28 protein-coding genes are annotated in these 25306 nt (G+C 39.3%); all 28 read right to left on the reverse strand.

Going from position 1 to position 25306, the window contains the following annotated elements; translation table 11 throughout:
• Nucleotides 1–8: 8 nt before the first annotated feature.
• Genes NSU19_RS11160 through fliF form a run of 28 tightly spaced genes read right to left on the reverse strand, consistent with a single transcriptional unit; the run spans nucleotide 9 to nucleotide 25301 of the window.
• On the reverse strand, nucleotides 9–779 hold the full coding sequence (locus NSU19_RS11160) for a FliA/WhiG family RNA polymerase sigma factor (RefSeq protein WP_063386688.1): 771 nt from the start codon (nucleotides 777–779) through the stop codon (nucleotides 9–11).
• Nucleotides 780–814: 35 nt separating this feature from the next.
• Nucleotides 815–1312 carry a chemotaxis protein CheD gene (locus NSU19_RS11165; RefSeq protein ID WP_063386687.1) on the reverse strand — a complete coding sequence of 166 codons (498 nt, stop codon included), beginning with the start codon at nucleotides 1310–1312 and terminating at the stop codon, nucleotides 815–817.
• Nucleotides 1313–1316: 4 nt separating this feature from the next.
• The gene (locus tag NSU19_RS11170; protein WP_066246481.1) at nucleotides 1317–1943 is read right to left on the reverse strand and encodes a chemotaxis protein CheC; all 627 of its coding nucleotides are present in this window, start codon (nucleotides 1941–1943) and stop codon (nucleotides 1317–1319) included.
• Entirely contained in the window at nucleotides 1927–2400 is a 474-nt protein-coding gene (locus NSU19_RS11175; RefSeq protein ID WP_063386685.1) for a chemotaxis protein CheW, read from the reverse strand. Before NSU19_RS11175 ends, NSU19_RS11170 begins: the two co-directional genes overlap by 17 nt.
• Before the next feature lie 25 nt (nucleotides 2401–2425).
• Nucleotides 2426–4486: a chemotaxis protein CheA gene (locus tag NSU19_RS11180; RefSeq protein WP_063386684.1), complete on the reverse strand. Its 2061-nt coding sequence runs from the start codon at nucleotides 4484–4486 to the stop codon at nucleotides 2426–2428.
• A 19-nt stretch (nucleotides 4487–4505) separates the two neighbouring features.
• Entirely contained in the window at nucleotides 4506–5558 is a 1053-nt protein-coding gene (locus tag NSU19_RS11185) for a chemotaxis response regulator protein-glutamate methylesterase (RefSeq protein ID WP_063386683.1), read from the reverse strand.
• Nucleotides 5559–5563: 5 nt separating this feature from the next.
• Complete coding sequence (locus tag NSU19_RS11190; protein ID WP_339196530.1) at nucleotides 5564–6439, reverse strand: MinD/ParA family protein; 876 nt, start codon at nucleotides 6437–6439, stop codon at nucleotides 5564–5566.
• A 6-nt stretch (nucleotides 6440–6445) separates the two neighbouring features.
• Nucleotides 6446–7534, reverse strand: a complete 1089-nt coding sequence (gene flhF / locus NSU19_RS11195; RefSeq protein WP_339196533.1) for a flagellar biosynthesis protein FlhF — start codon at nucleotides 7532–7534, stop codon at nucleotides 6446–6448.
• Complete coding sequence (flhA, locus tag NSU19_RS11200) at nucleotides 7534–9567, reverse strand: flagellar biosynthesis protein FlhA (protein WP_066246489.1); 2034 nt, start codon at nucleotides 9565–9567, stop codon at nucleotides 7534–7536. The genes flhF and flhA overlap by 1 nt, the downstream gene beginning before the upstream one ends.
• A gap of 23 nt (nucleotides 9568–9590) precedes the next feature.
• Nucleotides 9591–10673, reverse strand: a complete 1083-nt coding sequence (gene flhB, locus NSU19_RS11205) for a flagellar biosynthesis protein FlhB (protein ID WP_339196536.1) — start codon at nucleotides 10671–10673, stop codon at nucleotides 9591–9593.
• The gene (fliR, locus tag NSU19_RS11210; protein WP_339196539.1) at nucleotides 10670–11443 is read right to left on the reverse strand and encodes a flagellar biosynthetic protein FliR; all 774 of its coding nucleotides are present in this window, start codon (nucleotides 11441–11443) and stop codon (nucleotides 10670–10672) included. Before fliR ends, flhB begins: the two co-directional genes overlap by 4 nt.
• 8 nt (nucleotides 11444–11451) lie before the next feature.
• Complete coding sequence (gene fliQ, locus NSU19_RS11215) at nucleotides 11452–11721, reverse strand: flagellar biosynthesis protein FliQ (RefSeq protein ID WP_063386677.1); 270 nt, start codon at nucleotides 11719–11721, stop codon at nucleotides 11452–11454.
• A gap of 17 nt (nucleotides 11722–11738) precedes the next feature.
• On the reverse strand, nucleotides 11739–12404 hold the full coding sequence (gene fliP, locus NSU19_RS11220) for a flagellar type III secretion system pore protein FliP (RefSeq protein WP_063386676.1): 666 nt from the start codon (nucleotides 12402–12404) through the stop codon (nucleotides 11739–11741).
• Complete coding sequence (locus NSU19_RS11225) at nucleotides 12401–13042, reverse strand: flagellar biosynthetic protein FliO (RefSeq protein WP_339196542.1); 642 nt, start codon at nucleotides 13040–13042, stop codon at nucleotides 12401–12403. Before NSU19_RS11225 ends, fliP begins: the two co-directional genes overlap by 4 nt.
• A 12-nt stretch (nucleotides 13043–13054) precedes the next feature.
• Nucleotides 13055–13417, reverse strand: coding sequence for a response regulator (locus NSU19_RS11230; RefSeq protein WP_063386674.1), 363 nt, complete (start codon nucleotides 13415–13417; stop codon nucleotides 13055–13057).
• A gap of 21 nt (nucleotides 13418–13438) precedes the next feature.
• The gene (gene fliY / locus NSU19_RS11235; protein WP_339196544.1) at nucleotides 13439–14518 is read right to left on the reverse strand and encodes a flagellar motor switch phosphatase FliY; all 1080 of its coding nucleotides are present in this window, start codon (nucleotides 14516–14518) and stop codon (nucleotides 13439–13441) included.
• Nucleotides 14511–15509: a flagellar motor switch protein FliM gene (gene fliM, locus NSU19_RS11240; protein WP_063386672.1), complete on the reverse strand. Its 999-nt coding sequence runs from the start codon at nucleotides 15507–15509 to the stop codon at nucleotides 14511–14513. Before fliM ends, fliY begins: the two co-directional genes overlap by 8 nt.
• Before the next feature lie 33 nt (nucleotides 15510–15542).
• Nucleotides 15543–15971, reverse strand: coding sequence for a flagellar basal body-associated protein FliL (fliL, locus tag NSU19_RS11245; RefSeq protein ID WP_066246495.1), 429 nt, complete (start codon nucleotides 15969–15971; stop codon nucleotides 15543–15545).
• On the reverse strand, nucleotides 15964–16182 hold the full coding sequence (locus NSU19_RS11250) for a flagellar FlbD family protein (protein ID WP_063386670.1): 219 nt from the start codon (nucleotides 16180–16182) through the stop codon (nucleotides 15964–15966). The genes fliL and NSU19_RS11250 overlap by 8 nt, the downstream gene beginning before the upstream one ends.
• A 25-nt stretch (nucleotides 16183–16207) precedes the next feature.
• A complete protein-coding gene (locus NSU19_RS11255) occupies nucleotides 16208–17737 on the reverse strand; it encodes a flagellar hook-basal body complex protein (RefSeq protein WP_094246041.1) in 1530 nt (509 codons plus the stop codon).
• Between the two features lie 35 nt (nucleotides 17738–17772).
• Nucleotides 17773–18216 carry a flagellar hook assembly protein FlgD gene (flgD, locus tag NSU19_RS11260; RefSeq protein WP_063386668.1) on the reverse strand — a complete coding sequence of 148 codons (444 nt, stop codon included), beginning with the start codon at nucleotides 18214–18216 and terminating at the stop codon, nucleotides 17773–17775.
• 9 nt (nucleotides 18217–18225) lie between these two features.
• Nucleotides 18226–19497: a flagellar hook-length control protein FliK gene (locus NSU19_RS11265; protein ID WP_339196547.1), complete on the reverse strand. Its 1272-nt coding sequence runs from the start codon at nucleotides 19495–19497 to the stop codon at nucleotides 18226–18228.
• A gap of 44 nt (nucleotides 19498–19541) precedes the next feature.
• Complete coding sequence (locus tag NSU19_RS11270; RefSeq protein WP_327862757.1) at nucleotides 19542–20165, reverse strand: hypothetical protein; 624 nt, start codon at nucleotides 20163–20165, stop codon at nucleotides 19542–19544.
• Between the two features lie 9 nt (nucleotides 20166–20174).
• Nucleotides 20175–20618 carry a flagellar export protein FliJ gene (gene fliJ, locus NSU19_RS11275; protein ID WP_063386665.1) on the reverse strand — a complete coding sequence of 148 codons (444 nt, stop codon included), beginning with the start codon at nucleotides 20616–20618 and terminating at the stop codon, nucleotides 20175–20177.
• Nucleotides 20615–21931, reverse strand: a complete 1317-nt coding sequence (fliI, locus tag NSU19_RS11280; RefSeq protein ID WP_063386664.1) for a flagellar protein export ATPase FliI — start codon at nucleotides 21929–21931, stop codon at nucleotides 20615–20617. The genes fliJ and fliI overlap by 4 nt, the downstream gene beginning before the upstream one ends.
• Nucleotides 21932–21936: 5 nt before the next feature.
• Nucleotides 21937–22689 (reverse strand): flagellar assembly protein FliH, encoded by a 753-nt coding sequence (fliH, locus tag NSU19_RS11285; protein WP_161939796.1) that lies wholly within the window; start codon nucleotides 22687–22689, stop codon nucleotides 21937–21939.
• Nucleotides 22682–23683 (reverse strand): flagellar motor switch protein FliG, encoded by a 1002-nt coding sequence (gene fliG / locus NSU19_RS11290; RefSeq protein WP_063386662.1) that lies wholly within the window; start codon nucleotides 23681–23683, stop codon nucleotides 22682–22684. The genes fliH and fliG overlap by 8 nt, the downstream gene beginning before the upstream one ends.
• A gap of 13 nt (nucleotides 23684–23696) precedes the next feature.
• A complete protein-coding gene (gene fliF, locus NSU19_RS11295) occupies nucleotides 23697–25301 on the reverse strand; it encodes a flagellar basal-body MS-ring/collar protein FliF (protein ID WP_063386661.1) in 1605 nt (534 codons plus the stop codon).
• Between the last annotated feature and the right edge of the window lie 5 nt (nucleotides 25302–25306).

A 25306-nucleotide genomic window follows, 5' to 3' on the forward strand; every position in this document is an offset into this window, starting at 1 on the left:
TATTCTTTTTAAGATAAAAGCTTAACGAGCGTTCCTTTTAATTTATATAATGCTTTCGAATGAATTTGCGAAATTCTCGAAGTGGACAAATTCAGCACGTTTCCTATCTCTGTTAATGTCAGCTCTTCTTTATAAAACAAGCTTAATACGAGCTGCTCCTTATCGTTTAATTGTGAGATCAATTTTGTTAAATGCTCAAATAATTCCTCTTTTAACAGATGCTCTTCCGGAGTTAATGTTTTATCATCCTTAAGGACAATGTTCATCTGTTCCCCTTCTTCTTGGTCATGCAATTGTTCATCAATTGACAAGACATTGGCAAAAAAGTTTTCATTGACGACATGAACGACTTCTTCGGGTGTCATACCCAACTCTTCTGCAACTTCATTAGGCGTCACATTGCGATGATATTTTTGCTCCAACCGCTCAATGGCTGCTTCCACTTTTTTTGCTTTTTCCCGAAAACTTCTTGGAAGCCAATCTTCTTTCCTTAGTCCGTCAAGAATGGCTCCGCGTATGCGGAAGGATGCATACGTATCGAATTTTAAATCTCGTGTAGGGTCAAATTTTTCCAGTGCATCATATAATCCCATCAATCCAAAACTTATTAAATCATCTTTATCGACATTTTTTGGAAGACCCACTGAAATACGACTGACATGATATCGGACAAGCGGCATATATTTTTTGACGAGCATGTTGCCCGCATCTTGATCACGGTGACGAAACCACTTGTCCCAGTACACCCTTTCATCATTCAGTGTCATCGATTGGACCATTGCCTTTTTCCTCCTTCTAAAATGTCAATCTCCGGCTATATTTGCTTCACTCCAAGATTGACGGTGCGAATCGTCAAAATGAATGAATTCGTATCAAATTCAATGGTTCTTCCATTTTTACCGCCAACATCTTCGCTAACGATAGGGATATTACTGCTCAACAAATGCTGTTTGACCGCTTCAACATTTCTCGGACCTATTCGCATGATTTTGGAAGATGGCCGATGCGGAAACATTTCAGCTCCTCCAGCTATTTTCGCTTTAAAAAACATGATGTTTCCTCCATAGTTTTTTAAAAGACGAATTAATTCTGTTACAGCCGTATCCGCATATTTTGCACAATTTAAAGGCTCCTTGTTTGAAAGCGAAGAATCAGGCAGCATTATATGAGCAAGTCCTGCCAATTTATTTACATCATCATAGATGACGAGTCCGACGCAAGATCCTAATCCAGTTGTTCGAATTTTCCACGGAGCTTTCACAACATTCATTTCCGAAATACCGACTTTTACAACATTTTCAAAATGCCCCATTTCACTAAACCTCTAATATGTCAAAAATTTTTTTATATGACTGTGAGTCGGGCAGAAAGAAAATATGCCCTCTTATTAATTCGGAATCTTGATGCCCTTCTTCTTTTATAACAGCATCGATGACAAGTGCTTCATCACTTTCAAGCGAAAGCTCGATCAGAGCATGACTGATAATCGCGCCGAACATATCACATTGGATGGCAGGAACGGACGGATTAACCATCAAATTGGTCATGTTCGATAAAACAGATAAATAGGATCCAATTAGGATGTTGCCGAGCTCCTGCAAAACAGAGCATTCCATTTCTTTCATAGTTGAAGCATCCTGAAGAACATAATCATTCATTAATGCTTTTGCATATTTTTTAGCCTGCGGGATCGGCAAAATGAAAAACATCGATCCAGTTATATCCTCTTGAATGCGGATGTATACAGCCGTAACCTCTGTTTCCGCACCGCCTGCTAAATCCATCACATCGTTAAAAGAGGCGACATAAACGTTCGGAACTTTCATTTCAATTTTTTTATTAAGAAGTTGGGACAGACTCGTTGCGGCATTTCCCGCTCCGATATTGGCAATTTCCTTTAATATATCGATCCTTTTGTTTGATAAATCAAACAACTTGCTCATGCTCTATTACCCTCTGATTTTCTTTGCTCAGCACTTTTTCAAGGTCAAGGAGCATAATCAGCCGTTTATCCAATTTTGTAATTCCTTTTATAAACTCGGTTTCTACTTGTTCGATGACGCTTGGAGCAGGTTCAATACTGTCTTCAGATATATCGACGACATCATTGGCAGAATCAACAATCAATCCAACTTCCATTTCATTTTGAACAGCTATAATCACTCTCGTCTGATCCGTTATTTCTTTTTCCGGCATATTCAATCTTTTTCTTAAATCTATGATCGGAGTGACAACACCGCGCAAATTGATGACTCCTTTTATATAGTCAGCTGTTTTCGGAACGCGGGTGATATGGTCAACTTTTTCAATCGATTTCACATTTTGTACAAAAACCCCGTATTCTTTGTCTTGCAGCTGAAAAACTATGACCTTCTGTTCATTAAATACACTATTTGCCATTCTCATCTTCCCCTTCCATCAAGCATTACTGGATTAATGCATTACAATCAACGATCAATGCAACTTGACCGTCTCCTAAAATTGTGGCACCTGAGATGGCGAATACATTTGTCAAATATTGTCCTAACGATTTCAAAACAATCTCTTGCTGACCGATGAAGGAATCGACAACTAAACCAGCCATTTTATCTCCTTTTTTGACAACGACGATTGAAACATAATCTTGGTCATCCTCGGCGTCCACTTCAAAAATTTCTTTTAAAAACACTAGAGGTACAATTTTTCCGCGATAATCAATCACCTTGTTTTGATGTGTCTGTAAAATATCTTCTTTTTTAATAACAAGGGATTCAATGATAGACGAAATCGGAATACCGTATTTTTCATTTCCAACTTCAATGAGCATGGCGGAAATAATCGTTAATGTCAGCGGGAGCTGGATCGAGAATAAAGATCCTTTTCCTTCTTCCGACTCGATGGTGATGCTTCCTCCGAGCGATTCGATTGTATTTTTCACTACATCAAGCCCTACACCCCGTCCAGAGACATCTGAAATTTTTTCAGCCGTTGAAAAGCCTGATGCGAAAATGAGTTCATGAATTTGTTTTTCCGTTAATGTTTCGCTTGCCTCTTTTGTAACGATTCCCCGCTCAATAGCTTTTTGCAATACCTTTTTCTGATTAATTCCTGCACCGTCGTCTTCGATTTCGATAAAGACATGATTTCCGCTGTGATATGCGCTGAGCCGCAGCGTTCCTTCTTCTTTTTTGCCATATTTCAGGCGGGTTTCAGGCGTTTCAATCCCATGGTCGATCGCATTTCGGATTAGATGCACAAGCGGATCGCCAATTTCATCAATGACGGTCCGATCCAATTCGGTTTCTGCGCCAGTGACAACTAAATTGATTTTTTTATTTAAATCGCGGGCGAGATTTCTCACCATTCTCGGGAAGCGGTTAAAAACGGTTTCGATTGGGATCATGCGCATATTTAAAATAATGTTTTGCAAATCAGCTGAAACTCTGGACATTTTCTCAACCGTTTCTTTCAGCTCCGAGTGATTTAATTCTTTTGATATTTGCTCCAAACGCCCTTTGTCGATGACTAATTCTTCAAACAAGTTCATTAAAATATCGAGGCGCTCAATGTTGACGCGGATCGTCTTTTGCTGGTTTTTCTTCTGTTTTTGGCTAGTGTCTTTCGAGCTGTCCTTCTGCTGACGGCTTTGCTTGCTGGAAACAGTAGTTTGTTTGCTAGCAGCAGTTTGTTGGCTGGCATTAGATTGTATGCTGGAAACAGACTGCTGTACTCTTTCAGTACTTGGCTTTTCTACATTCACTTTTTCAACTAGTACTTCTTCAACCTCTGAAATTTTCAATAGGCTGTTCCGGATAAAGTCCTTATCTTCCTTCGTAATGTAGGCAACCGAAAAATTGTTGTCAAACTTTTCTTCTTCGAGTAAATCAACAGAAGGCGATGATTTGACCACTTCCCCGTGCTTCTCAAGCAATTCAAAAACCATAAATGCTCTCGCTGCTTTTAAGATGCAGTCTTCTCGAAGCCGAATGTTGATTTCGTATACTTGAAATCCTTGTTCAATTGATTGAAGAATGACCGTCCTGTCATATTCATCAAACTTCAGTTTTTTCACATCCTGCACTTGTTCTCTTGATGTTTCATTTTCAGCTGTCTCATCTTCAATTTGTTCTCCGCTTTCAATCGCTTGCAGTTTTTTCACAATGGCCGAAACATCTTTTTTGCCGTCTCCTCCATCCGCAATCGATAAAACAATTTCCTCCAAATTCTCCAATGCTTCAAAAAGGACATCCATAATTTCAGGCGTTACTTCTAATTTTTGATTGCGAATGGCGTCAAACACATTTTCTATTTTATGTGTTAAATCGGCTAAATCTTCAAACCCCATCGTTGCGCCCATTCCTTTTAATGTATGGGCGGAGCGAAAAATTTCGTTCACAATTCCTAAATCATCCGGATTTTGTTCAAGCTCCAAAAGCTTTTCGTTGCACGACTGCAAATGTTCTTTACTTTCTTCAATAAAAATGTCCAAATATTGATTCATTTCCATGGCAGCACACTCCTTGGATTTAGATCAGCTTTTGAATTAAATACGGAATTTCCATTAAATCTTCCACGTAATCAACCACATTCGCTTGGATGGCGGATTTTGGCATCCCAAATATAATGGAGGTTTTTTCGGACTGTGCGATCCCTGTCGCATCTGTCCTTTCTTTTAATGCTTTCAATCCTTTTGTCCCGTCAGAACCCATTCCCGTTAAAATACAAGCAATCGTTTGATAATATTTTAAATTCGATAAAGATTCAAACAGTACATCTACTGAAGGTCTGTGCCCTCTCTTTTTTTCCGATTGATCCAGTTCAATGAATAAATTCCCTTGTTTTTCTATTACTTTCATATGGCTGCCTCCAGGCGCTATGTATGCTACCCCATTTCTGACGATTTCTTGATGCTCGCCTTCCTTTACTTCGATGTTTGACATTTCATTTAATCGTTCAGCCAACGATTTTGTAAATCCTGGCGGCATATGCTGTACGATGAAAATCGGCGAATTCAGGTTTTTCGGGAAGCATGGAACGATTTTTTGAAGGGTGCTCGGTCCGCCAGTAGAAGTTCCAATGGCAATTAAAGATTTTTTTCGCTGTCGATGGCTCTTTTCTTTCATCATCTCCTTTCGAGGAAATGTGTCGATCTCTTTTTTTAACATCTGAACTTTTTCTTTTGCCCGTTTTGCTGCTAGAACTTTTGCAATTAATTCTTCTTTCACTTTAAATATGTCAAGAGATATGGAGCCGGAAGGTTTCGGGATAAAATCAAACGCTCCGAAAGCTAAAGATTTTATCGTGTTTTCGGCTCCTTCTTTCGTCGAACTTGAAAGCATAATGACTGGTCTTGGAAACTTGTCCATGATAATCTGCAAAGTATCAAGCCCGTTTAAAACCGGCATTTCAATATCTAACGTCACAACATCAGGATCAAGCTCTGCGATCTTTTCAATTCCTTCTTTTCCATTTTTAGCTGTGCCAATCACATCGATGGAAGGACTCTCTAAAAGCAAATCGGAAATCAACTTTCTCATAAATGCCGAATCATCAATAACCAAAACCTTTACACGACTCAAAAACATCACCTACTTGAAAACAAAGATCTAAGAGAATGAATAAATCCTTTTCTTTTTATTTTACCATTTAAGTACATCTCTGTTATATTTTCTAGTGCTTTCGATATAGGAGCATTCGGAAAACGCAAAATAAACGGAATTTGTTCCATGACTGATTTCTGCACATGATCATCCTCCGGCAAACTGCCGAGCAAATCAATTGTTTTATGTAAAAAACGCTCTGCAGTGGTTCTAATTTTTTCCCATGTTTCTTTCGCTTCAATGTTTTTCTTGAATCGATTGACAACTACTTTCATCACCTTTTCTTGATCGAACTGGTGAATGAGCTTTATCGCACTGTAGGCGTCCATAATCGATGTCGGTTCAGGCGTCGTAATGACGATAATTTCGTCCACTGCAAGCAAAAATTTCAAGCTGTCTTTCGAAATTCCTGCCCCCATATCAAATAAGATGGTGTCGTATTTCTCTATTATTCTTTCAAGCTCGTAAAGAAAAAATTGAAACTCTGCTTCATCGATTGTGACAATATTGGAAAGGCTCATTCCTCCTGACAAATACTGCAAATTTAAAGGACCTTTTTTGATAATTTGTTCAATTCCAATGCGGTTTTTCAGCAAATCGACAATTGATCTTTCTTGATACTGCTGTCCAAGCAAAAGATCGATGTTTGCCATCCCAATATCGCAATCTACCAGCAGTACACGGTCGTTTCGTTTTTTGATCAAGTTTAAAGCGAAATTTAAAACGAAATTCGATTTGCCGACTCCCCCTTTTCCGCTAATCACAGCCACTGTTTTTGCATGACGGTTAGGCGGAGAGTCTTTTATCACCGAATATTTGTTTTGTTGAACAATCTTTCTGAGTTGTTCTGCTTGATCCATATCCTGCTACCCCATTAAATATTGAATAAAAGTTTCATGATCGAGCTTATGAATGTCGTCTGGAACATCTTGACCGTCAGTCATATATCCGGCACCAATCTTTGTTTTGTAGACGATGTTATACATAGCTCCATAAGAGGAGGTTTCGTCATGTTTAGTAAAAATAAATTGATGAATCGGCAAATGAGAAAATTGGTTATAAACTTTTTCCATATCTTCAAATTTTGAAGTTAAAGAAAATACTAAAAATGTTTCCATTTCATCCTGAAAGTCAATGGTTTCGCTTAAATCTTGCACATATTGCTGCTCAAGGAAGTTCCGGCCCGCTGTGTCAATAAAAACGATGTCGCAGTCATTCAGCTTCTTTTTCCCTTCCTGAAAATCAAATGAGTTATAACAAACTTCAAGCGGGGCATTTAAAATTTCGGCATATGTTTTTAATTGATCGATCGCAGCAATTCGATAAGTGTCCGTCGTAAGAAATCCGATTTTTTTCTTGTAATTTATTTTGCAGATTGCGGCAAGCTTTGCCAATGTCGTCGTTTTTCCAACACCGGTTGGTCCTACAACATTCACAAATTTTTTTGAAAAAGTAATGCCGTGAAAAGGAATGTCCGAAATTCTCTTTTTTAACTCTTTCTTCAATTGAAATTCCAGTTGTTCGTTTGTCAGCTTTTTTTGATGAATCAAATACGTTTCCAGTATAGATGCGATCACATCCTGTTTAATCGGTTGCAGCAAACCTAACGAATCGATTTTTTGTTCGATCTCTTTTAGGTCAGGATGAATAACAGTACTGTTTACGGACATGGATTGAACGAGATCCTTCAGTTTTTTTATTTCATTCAGTACAGGAGCCATCTCTAATTGTTGGTCCGTTTGATGTTCTATTTTTTCATTTTGGGACCCGCTGATCATTTCATCTTCTTCGTCAATGCCCGCCACCACTTCAATCATTTTTTTCTTAAACATTCCTAGAAATCCACCAGTATAGACGACTTTCGAATTGAGGATGACAGCATTTTGACCGAGTTGGCTGCGAATCGTCTTCATCGCCTCTTGCATAGTATGGGCTTTGAATTTTCTAATCTTCATTAAATATTCACCACTCCGACACTTTGTACTTCAATGTTTGATTCAAGTTCGTTGTATGACAATACGGGTACATCAGGCAAATATCGCTCGATCAGCTGCCGTGCATACATTCTGACAGAAGGCGAGCAGAGCAAGATTGGCGTTTGCTCTTCCATTGCCAGCTGTTCCACATTTTTGGCAATGGCTTCGACAATCCTTTGTGATACATGCGGCTCCAATGACAAAAAGGTTCCTCGTTCTGTTTGCTGCACGCCATCGGCAATGGCTTTTTCTACTTGAGCGGAGAGAGTAATGACTTTCAATGTCTCCCCTTCTTTTGCATACTGGCTTGTAATTTGTTTTGCCAGCGACTGTCTTACATATTCAGCTAAAATTTCCGGATCTGTTGTAAATTTGGCATAGTCAGCTAATGTTTCAAAAATAACCGGCAAATTTCGAATAGAAATTTTTTCTTTAAGCAGTTTCGCCAAAACTTTTTGAATATCTCCTATAGAAAGTGGATTCGGCGTAACTTCTTCCACTAATATCGGGTATGTTTCTTTTAAATGATCGACAAGCTGTTTTGTTTCGTGTCGTCCAAGCAATTCATGAGCATGCCTCCGGATCGTTTCCGTAATGTGAGTAGAAACAACGCTAGGAGGATCGACGACCGTATATCCTGCCAATTCAGCTTGTTCTTTTAAATGTTCGCTGATCCATTTTGCAGGAAGTCCAAACGAAGGCTCAATTGTGTCAATCCCTTCAATCGAATCATTATCCATTCCTGGCGCCATCGCCAAATAATGATCGAGCATAATTTCACCTTTCGCCGCTTCGTTTCCTTTAATTTTTAATCTGTATTCATTCGGCTTTAATTGGATATTATCCCGTATTCGGACGACAGGAATGACAAGGCCCAATTCTACGGCAAGCTGCCTTCTGATCATTACGATCCGATCCAACAGGTCTCCCCCTTGTCCGCTATCAGCAAGAGGAATTAAACCATATCCGAATTCAAATTCAATTGGATCCATCGATAAAAGATTCATCACTTGCTCCGGACTTTTCGCTTCGTTCATTTCCACTTCTTCTTCAACAATCTCTTCGTCTTTTTCAATTTGTTTCTTCGTACGATTCATCGCAAATGCTAAGAAAGCAAACATGAGAGCGATCGGAGTTGTTACGATCGGACCAATCGGAGTAACAATACCTAAAATAAAGATGATTCCTGCGGTAACATACAGCAGCTTTGGAAATGCTAAAAGCTGGTTCGTAATGTCTTGTCCTAAATTTCCGTCAGAAGCAGCTCTCGTGACAACAATCCCTGTTGCCGTTGAGATTAATAAAGCTGGAATTTGGCTGACTAATCCATCTCCAACTGTAAGAAGCGTGAATTTTGAAACAGCTTCTTGAAAAGAAAGCCCCTGCTGGATCATGCCGATGATAATTCCGAAAATAATATTGATCAGCACAATTATGACACCAGCAATCGCATCTCCTTTTACAAATTTGCTTGCTCCGTCCATTGCGCCATAAAAATCTGCTTCTCTTGCAATCGTTTCTCTCCGTTTTTTTGCCTCGTCTTCCGAGATGATTCCCGCATTCAAGTCTGCATCAATACTCATCTGCTTACCGGGCATGGCATCAAGCGTAAAGCGGGCTGCCACTTCTGCTACCCGTTCAGATCCTTTTGTAATGACAACAAATTGAATAATAACTAAAATGATAAATACGACAAAACCAACAAGGATATTTCCACCGACAACAAAAGTTCCAAACGTTTCCACGACTGTTCCCGCTTCTCCATTAGCTAAAATCGAACGCGTTGTGGAAACGTTTAAGCCGAGTCGATATAACGTTAACAAAAGCAAAAGAGAAGGAAAGATTGAAAATTGTAAAGGCTTTTCAATGTTCATGGATGTAAGGAGGACGAGCAAGGCAAGAGATATATTAATGATAATCAATATGCTCAGCAGCCATGAAGGCAGCGGGATGATAAGCATGGCAACAATTAAAATGACAGCTACTATAACCGATAAATCTCTTGCTGACATGATACTTCCTCCTAGCAAAATTGTTACACTTTTTGTTTTTGACGATAAACATAAGCTAAAATTTCAGCCACAGCCTTAAAAAATTGTTCAGGAATCATCTCGCCAATTTCCACTTGGTCATACAAGGAACGAGCGAGCTGCCTGTTTTCGACTGTTATGATTTCATGGGCTTTGGCAATTTGCTTGATCTTTTGCGCGACAAAATCTGTTCCTTTTGCAACTACGACAGGTGCATCGTGTTCCTTTTCATCATACTTTAAGGCAACTGCATAATGAGTAGGGTTCGTAATGACGACATCAGCTTTCGGAATTTCCTGCATCATCCTTCTCATCGCCATTTCCCTTTGTTTCTGTTTAATTCTCGATCTAATTAACGGGTCGCCTTCCATTTTTTTGTACTCATCTTTTACTTCCTGCTTAGACATGCGAATGTTTTTTTCGAAATCCCATCTTTGATACAAGTAATCTAGCAATGCGATGAACAAAAGCGCACCTGAAGCATATAGTCCTATCTGCACCGCCAGCTTTGAAATTGAAGCAAAAGCTCGTTCAAGCGGCATTTGCGGAAGTCGCAAAATCTCCTGCCAATTGAAATAAATATACGCAAAGGTTACCCCGCCGATAAAGAAAACTTTTAAGATCGATTTCAAAAGCTCGACAATTGCCCGAGTGGAATATATGCGTTTAAAGCCTTCAATCGGATTCAGTTTATTTAATTTCATTTTCAACGGTTCAGTTGTAAAAAGAAATCCAACTTGAATATAATTACTGAAAACCCCAGCAACGAAGGCTGCTATCATGAATGGAGCGGTAATTTGAGCGCCTTCCAATACATATTTATTAAAGATTGAATGCACATTTTCTTCTGTGATATCCGTCAACAAATAATCTTCAAAAGTAGAATGGAACATGTTTAAAATATTATCAATCACCGTTTTCCCGAAAAACAGCAATGACAGAAAAACTAAAAACATGGTGATGGCTGTGTTCAAATCGGGACTCTTGGCAACCTGTCCTTTTTTCCTTACATCCTGCCGCTTTCTCGGAGTCGCTTTTTCCGTTTTTTCACCGGCAAAATATTGCAAATCTAACGGTAAATAATTCATGCGCCATCACCTAATAAATTCATTAAGGTTCTCATCACATCGAACATGTATTGGAAAAGCCCCTGAATCAGCATAAATATAATGCCTAAAACGAGCACCATCATCAGAAAGCTGACGCCAATTTTAATGGCAAACCCAATGACAAATACATTCATTTGCGGAACTGTCCGGGCAACAATCCCTAGAGCAAGGTCAACTAAAAAGAGCGAAGCGACTATCGGAAGCGCCATTTGAAATGCTACGAGAAACATTTTGCTGAACGCCTTCAAAACTTGTTCGGCAACAGCTCCATCAGAAATCGGAATAAAATATTGATCCGGAGGGATTACTTGAAAACTGTATACAATCCCGTTAATCAGCATATGGTGCCCGTTTAGGCTCAGCATGAGCAATAGGGCAAAAGAATAAAGAAATTGTCCAATTAACGGCGTTTGAACTCCTGTCTGCGGATCAATAATATTCGCGATGATAAACCCCATTTGAAAATCGATTAAGCTTCCTGCAATGTGGACAGCTGACATGATGATATATGCGATCAGACCAATGAATAGTCCGATTAAAACTTCTTTAATAATTAGCGGGTAGAAATTCGCATCTAAGTCAACCTTTCCCTCATCGATCGTCATGACGATGATAAGGGAAAGGAAAAAAGACATGCCAATTTTAAACCGCATCGGAATATTCCGATATGAAAATAATGGAAGCGTTGCAATAAAAGCTGTTATTCTTGTAAACACAAGCAAAAAAAGCGGATAATACTCCAGCATCATCATTCAACTCATCCAACAAATTGATTGAGATTGCTGAAAATATTATGTGTATACGACAAAATGACAGATAGCATCCATGGGCCAAAAATAATCAATCCGACCAAAACAGCCACAATTTTTGGTATGAACGCCAATGTCTGTTCCTGTATTTGTGTCGTTGCTTGAAAGATGCTGACAATTAAGCCGACAACAAGCGATATTAAAAGAAGTGGCCCACTGATCATTAAAGTTGTATAAACCGCTTTTTCTGCTATGGAAAGGATCATTTCGGTACTCATTGGCTCACCTACTTATTTTAAAAACTTTGCAGCAATGATTTGACAACTAAGTACCAGCCGTCCACGAGCACAAACAGCAATATTTTAAAAGGCAATGATATCATGACAGGAGGAAGCATCATCATTCCCATTGACATGAGGACACTTGATACAACCATGTCAATGATTAAAAAAGGAATAAAGATCATAAAACCTATTTGAAACGCTGTTTTTAATTCGCTGATGGCAAATGCAGGCACTAAAGCCACGAGCGGAATATCGTCAATCGTCTCAGGATTTTCAATATTGGCGTAATTTAAAAACAAAGCTAAATCTTTTTGTCTCGTATGTTTGCTCATAAATTCCTTTATCGGCTTTTCCGCCTGTTCATACGCTTCCTCAATGGTTATTTCATTATTGAACAAAGGATTCAAAGCTTTTTCATGTATTTCTTGAAAAGTCGGTCCCATTATAAAAAAGGTTAAAAAAAGTGCAAGGCCGATGAGCACTTGGTTGGGCGGCATTTGCTGGGTAGCAAGCGAAGTTCGCACAAACGATAACACGATGACGATGCGCGTAAAGCAAGTCATTAAAATCAATATCCCTGGTGCAATTGACAAAACGGTGAGCAGAAGCAAAAGCTTCACAGTCGTCGCAACATTTTCCGGATCATTTTGATTAAAATAGCTAAAAAACTCACTCATTTTTTTGATCCTTTCTGCCGAAGACGCTGCATCTGTTCACGTCTTTCTTTTAATAGTGATTCCAGCTCTTTTTTGAAGGAGGTCTTCTCGCTACCCTTTTGTTTATGATTATTTAGAATGAAGCGCATCATATTTTGTTCAAAAGCATTGTTGCCGGGCTCTTTCTGCATGTCGATAATTTTCTTATATTCCTCTTCATCATTAATTTCTTGTAATAGTTCAATCGTATCCCCGACGCCAACGATTAGAATGCGATTCCCCACCTTCACCAGCTGGATGGACTTGTTTTGTCCTAAGGAAATGCCGCCGAGATTTTGTAAGTATTTAGTTTCTTGCGGAAGCTTCATTTTTTTGTTTAAAAATTTTAATAAAAAGATTAAGAGACCTAAAACAAGAATAAGTGTAAAAATCATTTTCAAAACATCGAATACTGATAAGGAGGTGCTGTTGCCACCATCTTCAACCAATTCGTTCGTCGCTTTCTCTTCTTTTTTTTCATCCTGTTGATCGGATGTCTGCTGTTTTAAATATTCCTCAACGGTGGGATTTTTCGCGGCTGCATGCACAAAATCGGCGTTTATTGGAACATAAAAAAACAACAGCCATAAACAGCACAAATATGTAATACATCGTTTCAATGCAAATGCTCCTTATCCCAATGTCTTTTGAATAGCTTCCAGTACACGATCGGCCTGAAAAGGTTTCACAATAAAATCTTTGGCACCAGCTTGAATAGCATCGATTACCATTGCCTGCTGTCCCATCGCTGAACACATGACAACTTTTGCATTTGGATTAATTTTGCGTATTTCCTTTAAAGCAGTGATGCCATCCATTTCAGGCATTGTAATATCCATCGTGACTAAATCAGGCTGCAATTCTTTAAATTTTTCGACTGCCTGCGCACCATCTGCAGCCTCTCCTACTACTTCATATCCATTTTTTGTCAATATATCTTTGATCATCATTCTCATAAATGCTGCATCATCAACGACTAAAATCCTTTTTGACATTTTGCTCCTCACTCCTATCAACTATTTTAGATTCATTATCCGATCTGCTTGACTCATGATATCCGTTACGCGAACACCGAAATTTTCGTCGATGACAACTACTTCACCTTTTGCTACCTTTTTGCTGTTTATGAATATGTCGACTGGCTCCCCGGCCAGCTTATCAAGCTCGATAATGGATCCTTTAGACAATTCCAAAATTTGTTTGATGGATCTTTTTGTTCTTCCAAGCTCAACCGTTACATTTAAAGGAATGTCGAGCAGCAGCTCCAAATTGTGCGTGTCTACAGATTGATTCGTTTGTTCATCAAACGTCGCAAATTCAACAGGTTTAACTTCAACAGGCTGAGCTTTTTCCTTCTCGCTTTTTTCTATATGCAGCTGTTGATTTTCTCGCGCTTCTTCAGGTTCTGTTTGCACGTTATTTGATGCCTCTTTGCCCGCTTTATTCATTAATTCAACAACGAGCTGTTTAGCAAAATCAAGGGGTAAGAGCTGCATAATATTCGAATCAATTAAATTGCCGACAGTTAATCGGAAGGATACCTTCACAAGCAGTTCATCATCAGGAATAGCATCGGTTCCTTCCCCTTCTTTAACATTCAATAATTCGAGGCGAGGCGGTGAAATATCTATTTTTTTATTTAAAACGGTTGACATTGATGTGGAAGCAGATCCCATCATTTGATTCATCGCTTCCTGGACAGCACTTAATTGAATTTCCCCCAATTCATCCGGGTTGGAACCATCCCCGCCAATCATTAAATCAGCAATGACAGCAGCATCGCTTTGTTTAATTACAAGCAGATTGCTGCCGGACAGCCCTTCTGTAAAAACTACTTCTATTGCTACGTATGGATGTGGAAACTCCTTTGCCAGTTCTTGCTTATTAATAATTGACACGCTCGGAGTAGTGATTTCTACTTTTTGATTAAGCAAGGATGATAAAGCTGTAGCAGAACTGCCAAAAGAAATATTTCCTATCTCCCCAATCGTATCTTTTTCAATATCATTCAATAGATTGTCAGTTTCAGTTGATTCTTGATTTCCCCCTTTTAATAGAGAATCGATTTCCTCTTGTGACAACATGTTATCAGTCATCAGCTTCGTCACCTCTCTCTATGTGGCCTAATATTTGAACGGCCAGCTTCTTGTTCTTTTTGCCAGGCTGTCCAAAAAATTTAGGGACGTCACCTACTTTAATCACCAACGGGTCGCTGGTCGATTGATCAAGACGGATCATATCCCCCACTCGCATTTCAAGAAACTCTTGAACTGTCACAACGGACGTCCCTAATTCCGCAACCACCGGAACTTCTGCAAGCTTTATCCGGTTTTTGATTACTTCCGTTTCCACAGAGTTTTGGGCTTTCCTTTCTGATTGCATCCAATAATGGACGGAAAGCTTTGGAATAATTGGTTCCAACACAACATGGGGAATACAAAGGTTTATCATTCCGCTCGCTTCTCCCACTTGTGTATTAAGGGAAATAACAACAACTGTGTCATTTGGAGATACCATTTGCAAAAATTGCGGATTTACCTCAAATTCCTGCATGCAAGGCTCAATGTCCAAAATGGTACTCCAAGCTTCACGGTAGTGCTCCAAAGTTTTTTCGAAAATGGATGCAATAATTTTCATTTCAATTTCTGTTAATTGTTCAATCTTATTCATGGAAGCCCCGAAACCGCCCATTAACCGATCCATCATTGCGTACGCAATATTTGGGTTCACTTCCATAATAATTCTTCCATCAAGTGTCCCAAGTTCAAAAACATTTAAAACCGTCATTTTCGGAATGGAACGGACAAACTCTTCATAGGGCAGCTGGTCTACAGACGTGACGGTTATTTGGACATATGTCCGCAATTGCGCAGCAAAATACGTCGTTAAAAGCCTTGCGAAATTTTCATGCACTCGAGTAATGCTGCGAATTTGATCTTTTGAAAAACGAAGAGCACGTTTAAAATCGTAAACTTTTATTTTCTTTGCTTCTTCTTCTTTCTTTAATTCATCAACATTCATTTCACCGGTCGTTAATGCAGATAATAGCGCATCAATTTCACTTTGCGATAAAATTTCATTTGACATAATGAGAACATCACCTCCTTATCCCTTTTTTGTCTATTGAAGGATAAAGGAAGTCGTGTACACTTGTTTCACTTCTCCTTCTTGTAAAAGCGCATCGACCTTCTTTTTAATCGTATCTTTAAAGCGGTCCATTCCAGCTTGCCCTTCCAAATCTTTTGCTTCCATATTTGCCAGTTCGGTTATAATAATATCTTTTATTTGAAATTCTCTCTTTTCTAATTCTTCTCTCGCTTTTTTGTCAGATGCTTCAATTTTGAAAGAAAGTCTTACAATATTTTTACTTTTTAAGTTTGTCGTAATTTCAGGAACATCAAATGACGATTCCACCACCTCGTCGATGGAGCGGTTTTTCGCTTCTACCGGATCCTTCGTAAAAAATTCCATGACGACAAACGTAGTCAGTGCAGCAATTCCAACGGTTGAAATGACGATTAATAATGCTGTTATAAATTTTTTACTCATTTTCTTGTCCCCCGAAATAGAAAGCTTTCCCAAAACCAAATTGTTTATAAAGCTCATTGATTTTTGTTACTACTTCCGTCTGTGAATCTTTTACTATATATTTTTTGCCGGATATTAACGTAATAGTCGTATCAGGAAACGATTCAATCCGTTCGATTAACAACACATTCAGATAAAAAGCTTCGCCATTCAGTTTTGTTAATTTGATCACGTTTCAAGCTCCCCCGTTCTTCCTATTAACGTTTTAAGCCAAGGAGCTCCTGCAAAATTTCGTCAGAAGTTGTGATGATTTTCGTATTTGATTGAAAACCTCTTTGTGCCACAATCATTTCCGTAAATTCTTCCGCCAAGTCCACATTGGACATTTCTAGTGAACTATTAATCAATGAGCCTGCTCCATCCTCTCCTGGAACGGAAAGTTCGTTAAGCTGCAGCCCATTGCCATTTTTGTCGATAGAACCAGAGTTAGGCGTTTCTCTAAAAAGATTGCTTCCGATTTTTTCTAATCCTTCTGGATTTGGAAAGTTCGCAAGCCGGATTTGTCCAGCGACTTTTAACTGACCGTTTCGATCAATAAACGTAACCTTTCCATCAGGCCCGATGCTAAAGCTTTTAGCCGAAAGCGGAATTTGGATGAGACCGGCTTCTCCGCTCAACGAATCCGTCCATTGCGCCTCTTTTAAACTTTCGGCAATATCTTCGTATTTAATGACTGCTTGCCCAACATTGTTAAGGGCAACTTTATAATTCTCAATTGTCCCGATCAACTTCGTCATTAAATCAAGCGTATTCGTGTCAGCACTTGAACCTAACGGGATAGCTGTTGACGGATTTTGCGGATAATCCCCCGCTGTAATCGGCAGAATCGGATTCGTGATTGTTGTAATGACGTCAGTATATGGCGGTGTATTGTTAAAATTATTAATAGAATTATTTAATTGTCCGATTGCCGTTTCAAACTGGTTTCGAATATTCCCAAACCCTGACGTTGGGTTTGTAATGGCTGCATTAAACTCTGTCCATATATCAATTAAAGCATTACGTGCATTTTGCATAGAGGTGTATAAAGGTGATGGGTTTTGTCGTCCGTCTTTTTCCCATATTTCCACCGCATCATTATATGCTTCATAAGCTTCCATCAATGCATTCGCTCTTTTTGAAATGTCTCTCAACGATTCATACATATTTTTATAAGGTGTATTGAAAGACGTGATTTGCTGAAGCGCTGCATTTGCTTTTTGAATTCCTTGATCTGTCGGAGGAATTTTTTCACCTGTTTCGCCAATTAAGTAAAGCCCTTCGCCAGTTACTAAATATCCGTTTGCATCCAAATAAAAGTTTCCAGCGCGGGTGTATGCTAAATCAATAGCTCTATCAATGGCGCCCAAAATTTTATTGTCTCCAAATTGTCCTGCATAATCAATGTTGACTCTCGTTAAATCGGTAATCACTCCGACAGGAAAAAAACCGTCTCCGCTGATCGCTACATCAAGAAGTCTTCCCGTTGATTGAGTTGGTCCAGATGTATGAACAGTGTCGATTGTTCCGATTGCCGCACCCAAACCTACCTGTGCTGGATTTATACCTCCTCGTCCATTTACAGCGGCGCTAGCGCCTGAAATTTGCTGGTTGACTAATTCTTTAAAAGTGACACGTCCTTTTTTGAAGCCGTACGTGTTGACATTCGCGATATTGTTGCCAATGACATCCAATTTTAATTGGAAATTTTTCATTCCGCTAATACCAGAATACATGGAACGCAACATATGAACCTCTCCCTTTCTTTAAAATGTTAATATTATTATCCTTCCTGATCAGATGAATCGTTTTCTCCAGCTTCGGATACTTTCGTAATACTTGAGCTTTCCACTTCATCGCCGTTGGCAAGCGCAATGATGACTGTATCTCCATTCATCCGCACGCTTTTGACAATGCTCTGCTTTTGCTCACCTTCTTTTGAGTATTCTACCGATTTGCCGATGAGCTGCGAATATTTGATGAGTGCATCCGATTTTAAAAAGGCTTCAAGCGATTTATTCATGTTTGTTATTTGTTCCAATGTTGAGAAATTCGCCATTTGAGCAATAAACTCTTTATCTTCCATTGGATTTAGCGGATCCTGATATTGCAATTGGGTAATCAATAACTTCAAAAAATCATCTTTTCCAAGAGTTGACTTAGCTTCCCTTGCTTTGTTTTCTGTATAGGTCGATAACAAATAGCTGTCGATGGAAATTCCGCTCATAAGAACCTCCTATATAATGGCATTTACATACTCTTTTAATTTTTCCATAAAAGTTTGGTCGTTCTGCTGTTCATTTTGATGCTTTTCTTGATCTTCCCCGTTATGTTGCTGCGAATTGCCACGTCCTCTTTTTTCTTGAAAGAAATAATGCTCTTCGTCAAAAATATCAAAGCGGTCAATTTGCAATGTTACATTCGGCAGCGAATGCTTTAACTGCTGAATACTATGCTCTAACAATTCTTTCGCTGATTGAGTCGATGTCTTAATTTTGGCGCTCATTTGGTCGCCATCTTTTATTAATTGAATGGTAATGGTCCCTAAATGCTCCGGAGTGAGCCGTATCGTCAATTTTTGTGCGCCATTAGGAAGCTGGCCAAATCGACTTGTTTTTATTACGTCTTTTAACTTTTGAAAAAATTCCTCTTGGACGTCTATACTCAGTTCAGAATCAATTTGCGAAGCCGGATTTTCTGAGCCAAATTTGTTTATGTATGATGTAAGAGTCAACTCAAACGTATCCTTCGTTTGGCCCGTTAGGAAATTTCCAACACTTTTTTGTTCAGCACGGCTCTCTTGTTGAACAAACTCCATTAGAGGATGCGTTCTTGCCAATATTTCCTCACGCTGCACAAATGGTTTCTTATTCGTGTCCATTTGTTGTATAAAATGAAGCGGCTCTGATGTTTCTAGATCATTAGGCAATATGTCAGCTATGGTAGCACTGTGATTCTCATATTGTCCAATCCGAACAGCTGTTAAAATATTTTGAAGCATCGTGCTGCCTAGATCGCCATACTTTCTAGTAATGGTTTCAAAAACTTCGAGCATTCGAATAAACTCGTTCGGCTCATTTCGTTGCAAATAAGCTAAAATAGCAGTGATTTGCTGAAAAAGTACAGTTTTTTCCGGACTTTGCTCCGCATGATCAACATTCAGTTCCATATTGCTCGCAAATGTCAATTCCAACTTTTCAGAAGAAGGTTGGCTGACAGAAGATAAACTGCTGTCTTCTCTCTCCTGTTTGTCTTGAGCGTCTGTTTCCTGATCGTGCAAAATGTCAAGAGAGAGCCAATTTTTGATCGCATTTTTCAACTCTTCTAAGATAGTTGTTTCGATTTCAAATTTTTGCGGTTCATTTCCTTTCACCTGATCGGCTGGCTTCATGTTCACAAGCTGATCAAAAAACGTTTGAAAAGTTGACTCTTCCTTTTTTTCTTCTCCGTTTGTTGATTGTATGTTTCGCGTGTTCAATTGGAAAAACTGCAATTTAATGGCATCCATTTGTTCACCTCCTGTAATATGATCAGAATGTTCATGTAAGTTATTTATTGAGCAGCTGCCTCTTCAGTTGCTGATGGTACAGATTCGGCTGCTGGTTGTTCAGATTGAGCTGCTGCTTGCTCGGATAACAACTTCGTATATTTGGCAGCGTCTTGGGGAGTCATTTTTTCTAAAATTCTAGCAAGCACGGCTTTTTTTAAAGATGATAGTATGCTGATTGCTTCATCATCAGAAAGCTCTGTAATGATGGCAGCTGCTTTTTTACTTGACATTTCTCCATATACTTTCGCAATATCAACGGCTTGTTGTTGATTTTTTTGCGGATTGGTTTGAGCTGCGTTTTCCAATGAGTTGATTTGCTGTGTCAGCTCTTGTATTTCTTCATCCTTGCTTTTCAGCTGTTCTTGCAGCTGATTGATTGTGCTTTCCTGCTCTTCAATCTTTTGCTTGAGCTCTTCTTGCTCTTTTTCCAGCTGCTCGTTCAGCCTTTCAAGATTTTCTTGCTTCTGACCTCCTTGCGCTAAGTCCGAAATAATCGGAATATTTTGGGCCGGCAGAATGCCGAGAAAAAACATGACGATTACGGCGACAAGCCCAAGACTAAAAAGTGATAAAAATATGGTCAAGAAAGTTTTTAAACCGCCTCGTTTCTTTTCTTTTTTCGCCATTATTTCCACCTAATTTCTATGAAACGAATATGTAATGATTGATATTTCATCCATCATTTTTCCTTCTTCTCGTTTCCTTAGCTCCATAAATTTCTTGTAATCTTTTTCTTTTATTTTTTCATATTGCTTTACTTCTATATGTTTTTGCATCAAAATCGACTGTTTTTCATTCATCGCATTACGAGAATAAATGACAAGCTGCTGGTAATGCTCAATTGTTTTTTCCAAATTTTGAACAAACTGTTGATACTGCTTAATTTCTTGAACGGACATCCCTTTGTTCAATTTTTCTTCTTGAAGCTTTACGAACTCCTCTTTTTGCTTTAAAAATGTATACAGCTTTGTTGCAACTTTTTTAAAATTTTCAACGGAATCTTCATATTCTTTTGATGATTTTCGTTTCTCATTTTCCTTTACATCCAATATTTTTTGATAGCGGAAATGGTATGTCATGTCTTGTCACCTTCTTCAAGTAGCGAAATTAATTGCTGTACGCTTTCCTCAAATGTTATTTTTTCATTCATATGCTGCTGAAGAAATCCGTTTATTTTCGGATAATAATCCATTGCTTGATCCATTTCTTTTGAAGAGCCTCTTTTATATGCGCCGATCTTAATTAAATCTTCTGACTCGGTATATGTAGAGTACAATGCTTTCAGTTTGTTCGCAGCTTCGAGATGCGCCGGTTCGACAATATGGTTCATAAGGCGGCTGACGCTTTTTAAAATATTAATTGCAGGAAAATGTCCTCTATTCGCCAACTCGCGATCGAGCACAATGTGCCCGTCCAAAATTCCTCTCACAGTATCCGCTATCGGTTCGTTCATATCATCGCCATCAACTAAGACAGTATAAATGGCTGTGATCGAACCCTTTTCATTATTTCCTGTTCTTTCTAAAAGTCGAGGAAGCATGGCGAACACTGAAGGGGTGTATCCTTTTGTCGTCGGCGGTTCCCCAACAGCCAGTCCAATTTCCCTTTGCGCAATCGCTACTCTCGTGACTGAATCCATCATAAACATGACATTATATCCTTTATCTCGAAAATATTCTGCAATCGCCGTTGCAGAATAGGCAGCTTTAATTCTCATTAAAGCCGGCTGATCGGAGGTTGCCGCCACAATAATCGTCCGCTTTAGCCCTTCTTCCCCTAAATCTCTCTCAATAAATTCTCGAACTTCTCTTCCCCTTTCACCTATTAAGGCAATCACATTTATATCTGCTCCTGAGCTTCTTGCGATCATTCCGAGCAAAGTACTTTTTCCAACGCCGCTTCCTGCAAAAATACCTACCCGCTGACCTTTCCCAATCGTTAAAAAACCGTCAATTGCTTTCACACCCACTTCAATTTTTTTAGTGATCGGCGGCCGGGTTAACGGGTTCGGCGGCTCATTTTCAGACAGAATAGTCGTTAAACCTTTTGGAAGATTGGATCCGTCCATTGGATGACCAAATGCATCTAATACCTTTCCGATCAGGCTGATTCCCGATTTTATTTTCAGGGGCGAGCCTGTTGCTTCTACGACACAGCCAGGTGCAATTTGGTTGACCTTTGTAAACGGCATTAATAGAATATTTTCTTCTTTGAATCCGACAACTTCTGCCAGCGTTTTTTCATTTTTCCCTACATGTACATAGCAAACATCACCGATGGAGCATTCAGGTCCGCGTGATTCAATCATGAGTCCGACTACTTTTTTCACTTTTCCATATCTCTTATAAGAGTCCAGCCGATCTATATGGTCGATCAATTGAGCTAGTTTCAATCACTTCAATCCTCCCTGACAAGATTTAACAGCTTGCTTTTTAATTGCTCCAGCTGTGTATCAATGCTCGCATCAATTTTTCCAAATGGCGATTCTACACAAATTCCGTTTTCGGGCAAATTTACATCCGGAAAAATATAGAGCTCCGTTTTGGTTGTAAATAGTTCCATTAATTCTTCTTTTTGTTCAAGCATAAATTCATATTTGTCAGGGTGAACGTATATTTTGACTTCTGGATATTCCTTTACTTCACAAATCACTTCGCGAACCAATCCAGTAAACAGTTCAGGCTCTCGCTTTAGGTTGGCTGCAATAATTTTTTCCGCTACTTTTACAGCAATTTCAATAATGGTTTCCTCGGAAGCTTCTATTTTTTTCTCATAATCTTTTTTGGAAAGCTGGACTACCTGTCTGGCAGATTCAATCACATTTTCATACTCTTGAAGTCCATCTTTTTTCCCTTTTTCAAAACCGGCTTGATACCCTTCTTTTCTTGCTTCTTCTATTAGGCGCGCTTTTTCTTCCTGCCAAGCTTCCCTTTCTTTTTCGATCTCCTTAAGCAATCGCGTTTTTTCTTCTTCAGCTTTTTCTAAAATTTTCTCTGCTTCCAAATGGGCTGCCTCAAGGAACTGTGAACGCTGTGTGTTCTCTTCTTGATCGGAAGCGGCGAACTCTTCCTGAATTTGGATCGTTCTGATCGTCAATTTGTGCGGCTTGTGCAATGACCAAGCATGGCCGGATTTTATGACTCTAGACAATGATTTCATCTCCTTGTCCTCGAGCGATCACAATTTCGCCAGCATCCTCTAATCTTCTTATCACTTCAACAATTCTTGATTGCGCTTCTTCTACATCACGAAGCCGAACAGGACCCATGTAATTCATTTCCTCCTTGAATGTTTCCGCCATTCTAGTTGACATATTTTTAAAGACAATTTCTTTCACTTCATCCGACGCAACCTTTAACGCCAGCATGAGATCATTATTATCCACTTCGCGAATGACGCGCTGAATGGCGCGGTTATCCAAGGTAACAATATCTTCAAATACAAACATCCGCTTTTTGATTTCTTCGGCCAGTTCGGGGTCCTGCACTTCTAGTGCTTCCAGTATCGTTCGTTCTGTCGAGCGGTCGACACCGTTTAACACTTCCACTACTGTTTCGATTCCACCCGTTTCTGTGAAATCTTCCGTTACAGTAGAAGAAAGCTTCTTCTCTAAAACTTGTTCAACTTCATTAATTACTTCAGGGGATGTGCGGTCCATAATGGCGATTCTTCTTGCAATATCCGCTTGAACTTCCTGAGGCAAGCTCGATAAAATTTGTCCCGACTGCTTGGCATCCAGATAGGACAAAACTAAAGCGATCGTTTGCGGATGCTCGTTTTGTATAAAGTTTAAAATTTGAGCCGGATCTGCTTTTCTAACAAAATCAAACGGCCGTACTTGAAGAGAAGATGTCAGCCTTCTGATTATTTCACTTGCCTTTTCCCCTCCTAATGCTTTCTCAAGCACCTCTTTCGCATATTGGATCCCCCCTTGGGCAATATAATCTTGCGCAAGGGCGATTTGATGAAACTCTTCAATCACTTCTTCTTTTTTTTGCGAATCCACTTTCCGTACACTCGATATTTCTAATGTAAGCTTTTCAATTTCTTCTTCCGTGAGGTGTTTATAAACGGAAGCAGAAGCTTCCGGACCTAAGGAGATCAATAAAATAGCAGCCTTTTGCCTACCGTTTAACTTTTTCATATGTCATTTCCCCCTAGTCTTCATAGAGCCAAGTGCGCAACAGTTTAGCGAATTCGTCAGGCTTCTCTTTGGCAAGCTCCTCAAGCTTTCTACGCTGCTCATTTGCTTTCGTTTGCTCGACAGATTCTTCTTCTTGCACAGGCTGCGGCACCACTTCTTCTATTTCGTCAAATTCATCATCTTCATACTCATCTTCTTCGTCTCTCCGTCTTTTCCACCACCATAGGAATAACAAGCCAAGAAGCAGAATGCCTGCTCCAATTAACACATAGCCCCAAATTGGGAATGATGATGGCTCCTCCAGATCATCCGCATTTATTTTGCCTGAAAACGGCTGAACAGAAACTACGATTTTATCCTCAATGTCTTGATCCGTTAACGGCTCGGCCTCCGGATCTTCATTGATGCTTGTCCGAACAATTGTTGATAAAATTTGTTCAATATCATCTACACTCTGCTGCGGCAACGAATTTGGATTTTCCGGATTCGGGGGCTCAACCATGACTTGAATGCCCAGATCTCTAATTTTATATGGACTTTCAACAATTTCCCGTTTGATCCGGTTTACCTCATAATTAATTCGGTCTTCAATTTTTTCATATTCTCCTTCTCCGTTTACACCGGCAGCCTGTTGATATGTATTCGGGACATCTGTTTGACCTGTTCCAGCAACGCCGGCAGCTTGCGCCCCAGTACCTGTGTATGTTTCCGTAATCCGTTCTGCACTGATGGCAATTCCTTCATTGTTCTCCTCATCAACTGGCTCGACTAAGTTTTCTTCCCGCTTTTCCTGGGTAAAATCAATATCAGCTGATACGTTGACAACCACTTTGTCTTGGCCCATCATCGTACCCAGCATTCTTTGCACTTGCCGTTGAATATTTTTTTCAATTTCCGATTTGATTTCAAGCTGGGAAGCAAAATTAGTGCCAGGTGTGTCCTCTTGTTTCAAATCATAATAATCAAAATTTTGGTCCATTATAACAATGTTTTCAACAGGTAAATTCGGCACGCTCTTGGAAACAAGGTGATAGAGTGCGTTCACTTGCGATTGGTCAAGCTTGTAACCCGGCTCCAAATTTAAAACAATGGAAGCTGATGCTTCTCCTGCGTCCTCGCCGACGAATACCGTTTCTTTAGGTAAATTGACCATCACTTTAGCGTTTTTTACGCCTTCGATTTCTTTAATTAAATTGGCCAGTTCTGTTTGTGTAGCTTTTAATTTTAATACATCAAATTCATTATCTGTCATGCCAAAACCGATATTTTGTCCAAAATACGAATAATCGATATTTCCGCTTTCAGGAATACCTTCAGCTGCAAGCTCCACTTTCAGTGCATTTGCTTCGCTTTCCGGCACTTTAATAGTTGTTCCGTTATCGGCTATTTCCGATTGAATCCCTTTGTTATCGAGGGTTTCTTTGATTCGGCCAGCTTCTTCCAATGATAAATTCGTATATAGCGGTATCATTTTCGGTTTTGACAAAACTATTGACGAAACGATAATGGCAATGATGATGAGCGATGCGCCTCCGATGATGAGGGCTTTTTGCCATTTTGTCCTTTGCCTCCAAAATGACAAAATTGTATCCTTTATTTGCAGTAGTTTTTGATTCATTCTTT

It is taken from the genome of Aeribacillus sp. FSL k6-2211 (genome assembly GCF_037966125.1).
Classification (GTDB): domain Bacteria; phylum Bacillota; class Bacilli; order Bacillales; family Aeribacillaceae; genus Aeribacillus; species Aeribacillus composti.

Bases quoted from the DNA above. Each gene is read 5' to 3' on its own strand.
- NSU19_RS11160 (WP_063386688.1), bottom strand. From the start codon at position 779: ATGGTCCAATCGATGACACTGAATGATGAAAGGGTGTACTGGGACAAG.
- NSU19_RS11165 (WP_063386687.1), bottom strand. From the start codon at position 1,312: ATGGGGCATTTTGAAAATGTTGTAAAAGTCGGTATTTCGGAAATGAAT.
- NSU19_RS11170 (WP_066246481.1), bottom strand. From the start codon at position 1,943: ATGAGCAAGTTGTTTGATTTATCAAACAAAAGGATCGATATATTAAAG.
- NSU19_RS11175 (WP_063386685.1), bottom strand. From the start codon at position 2,400: ATGGCAAATAGTGTATTTAATGAACAGAAGGTCATAGTTTTTCAGCTG.
- NSU19_RS11180 (WP_063386684.1), bottom strand. From the start codon at position 4,486: ATGGAAATGAATCAATATTTGGACATTTTTATTGAAGAAAGTAAAGAA.
- NSU19_RS11190 (WP_339196530.1), bottom strand. From the start codon at position 6,439: ATGGATCAAGCAGAACAACTCAGAAAGATTGTTCAACAAAACAAATAT.
- flhF (WP_339196533.1), bottom strand. From the start codon at position 7,534: ATGAAGATTAGAAAATTCAAAGCCCATACTATGCAAGAGGCGATGAAG.
- flhA (WP_066246489.1), bottom strand. From the start codon at position 9,567: ATGTCAGCAAGAGATTTATCGGTTATAGTAGCTGTCATTTTAATTGTT.
- flhB (WP_339196536.1), bottom strand. From the start codon at position 10,673: ATGAATTATTTACCGTTAGATTTGCAATATTTTGCCGGTGAAAAAACG.
- fliR (WP_339196539.1), bottom strand. From the start codon at position 11,443: ATGATGCTGGAGTATTATCCGCTTTTTTTGCTTGTGTTTACAAGAATA.
- fliQ (WP_063386677.1), bottom strand. From the start codon at position 11,721: ATGAGTACCGAAATGATCCTTTCCATAGCAGAAAAAGCGGTTTATACA.
- fliP (WP_063386676.1), bottom strand. From the start codon at position 12,404: ATGAGTGAGTTTTTTAGCTATTTTAATCAAAATGATCCGGAAAATGTT.
- NSU19_RS11230 (WP_063386674.1), bottom strand. From the start codon at position 13,417: ATGTCAAAAAGGATTTTAGTCGTTGATGATGCAGCATTTATGAGAATG.
- fliY (WP_339196544.1), bottom strand. From the start codon at position 14,518: ATGACTGATAACATGTTGTCACAAGAGGAAATCGATTCTCTATTAAAA.
- fliM (WP_063386672.1), bottom strand. From the start codon at position 15,509: ATGTCAAATGAAATTTTATCGCAAAGTGAAATTGATGCGCTATTATCT.
- fliL (WP_066246495.1), bottom strand. From the start codon at position 15,971: ATGAGTAAAAAATTTATAACAGCATTATTAATCGTCATTTCAACCGTT.
- NSU19_RS11255 (WP_094246041.1), bottom strand. From the start codon at position 17,737: ATGTTGCGTTCCATGTATTCTGGTATTAGCGGAATGAAAAATTTCCAA.
- flgD (WP_063386668.1), bottom strand. From the start codon at position 18,216: ATGAGCGGAATTTCCATCGACAGCTATTTGTTATCGACCTATACAGAA.
- NSU19_RS11265 (WP_339196547.1), bottom strand. From the start codon at position 19,497: ATGGATGCCATTAAATTGCAGTTTTTCCAATTGAACACGCGAAACATA.
- NSU19_RS11270 (WP_327862757.1), bottom strand. From the start codon at position 20,165: ATGGCGAAAAAAGAAAAGAAACGAGGCGGTTTAAAAACTTTCTTGACC.
- fliJ (WP_063386665.1), bottom strand. From the start codon at position 20,618: ATGACATACCATTTCCGCTATCAAAAAATATTGGATGTAAAGGAAAAT.
- fliG (WP_063386662.1), bottom strand. From the start codon at position 23,683: ATGAAAAAGTTAAACGGTAGGCAAAAGGCTGCTATTTTATTGATCTCC.
- fliF (WP_063386661.1), bottom strand. From the start codon at position 25,301: ATGAATCAAAAACTACTGCAAATAAAGGATACAATTTTGTCATTTTGG.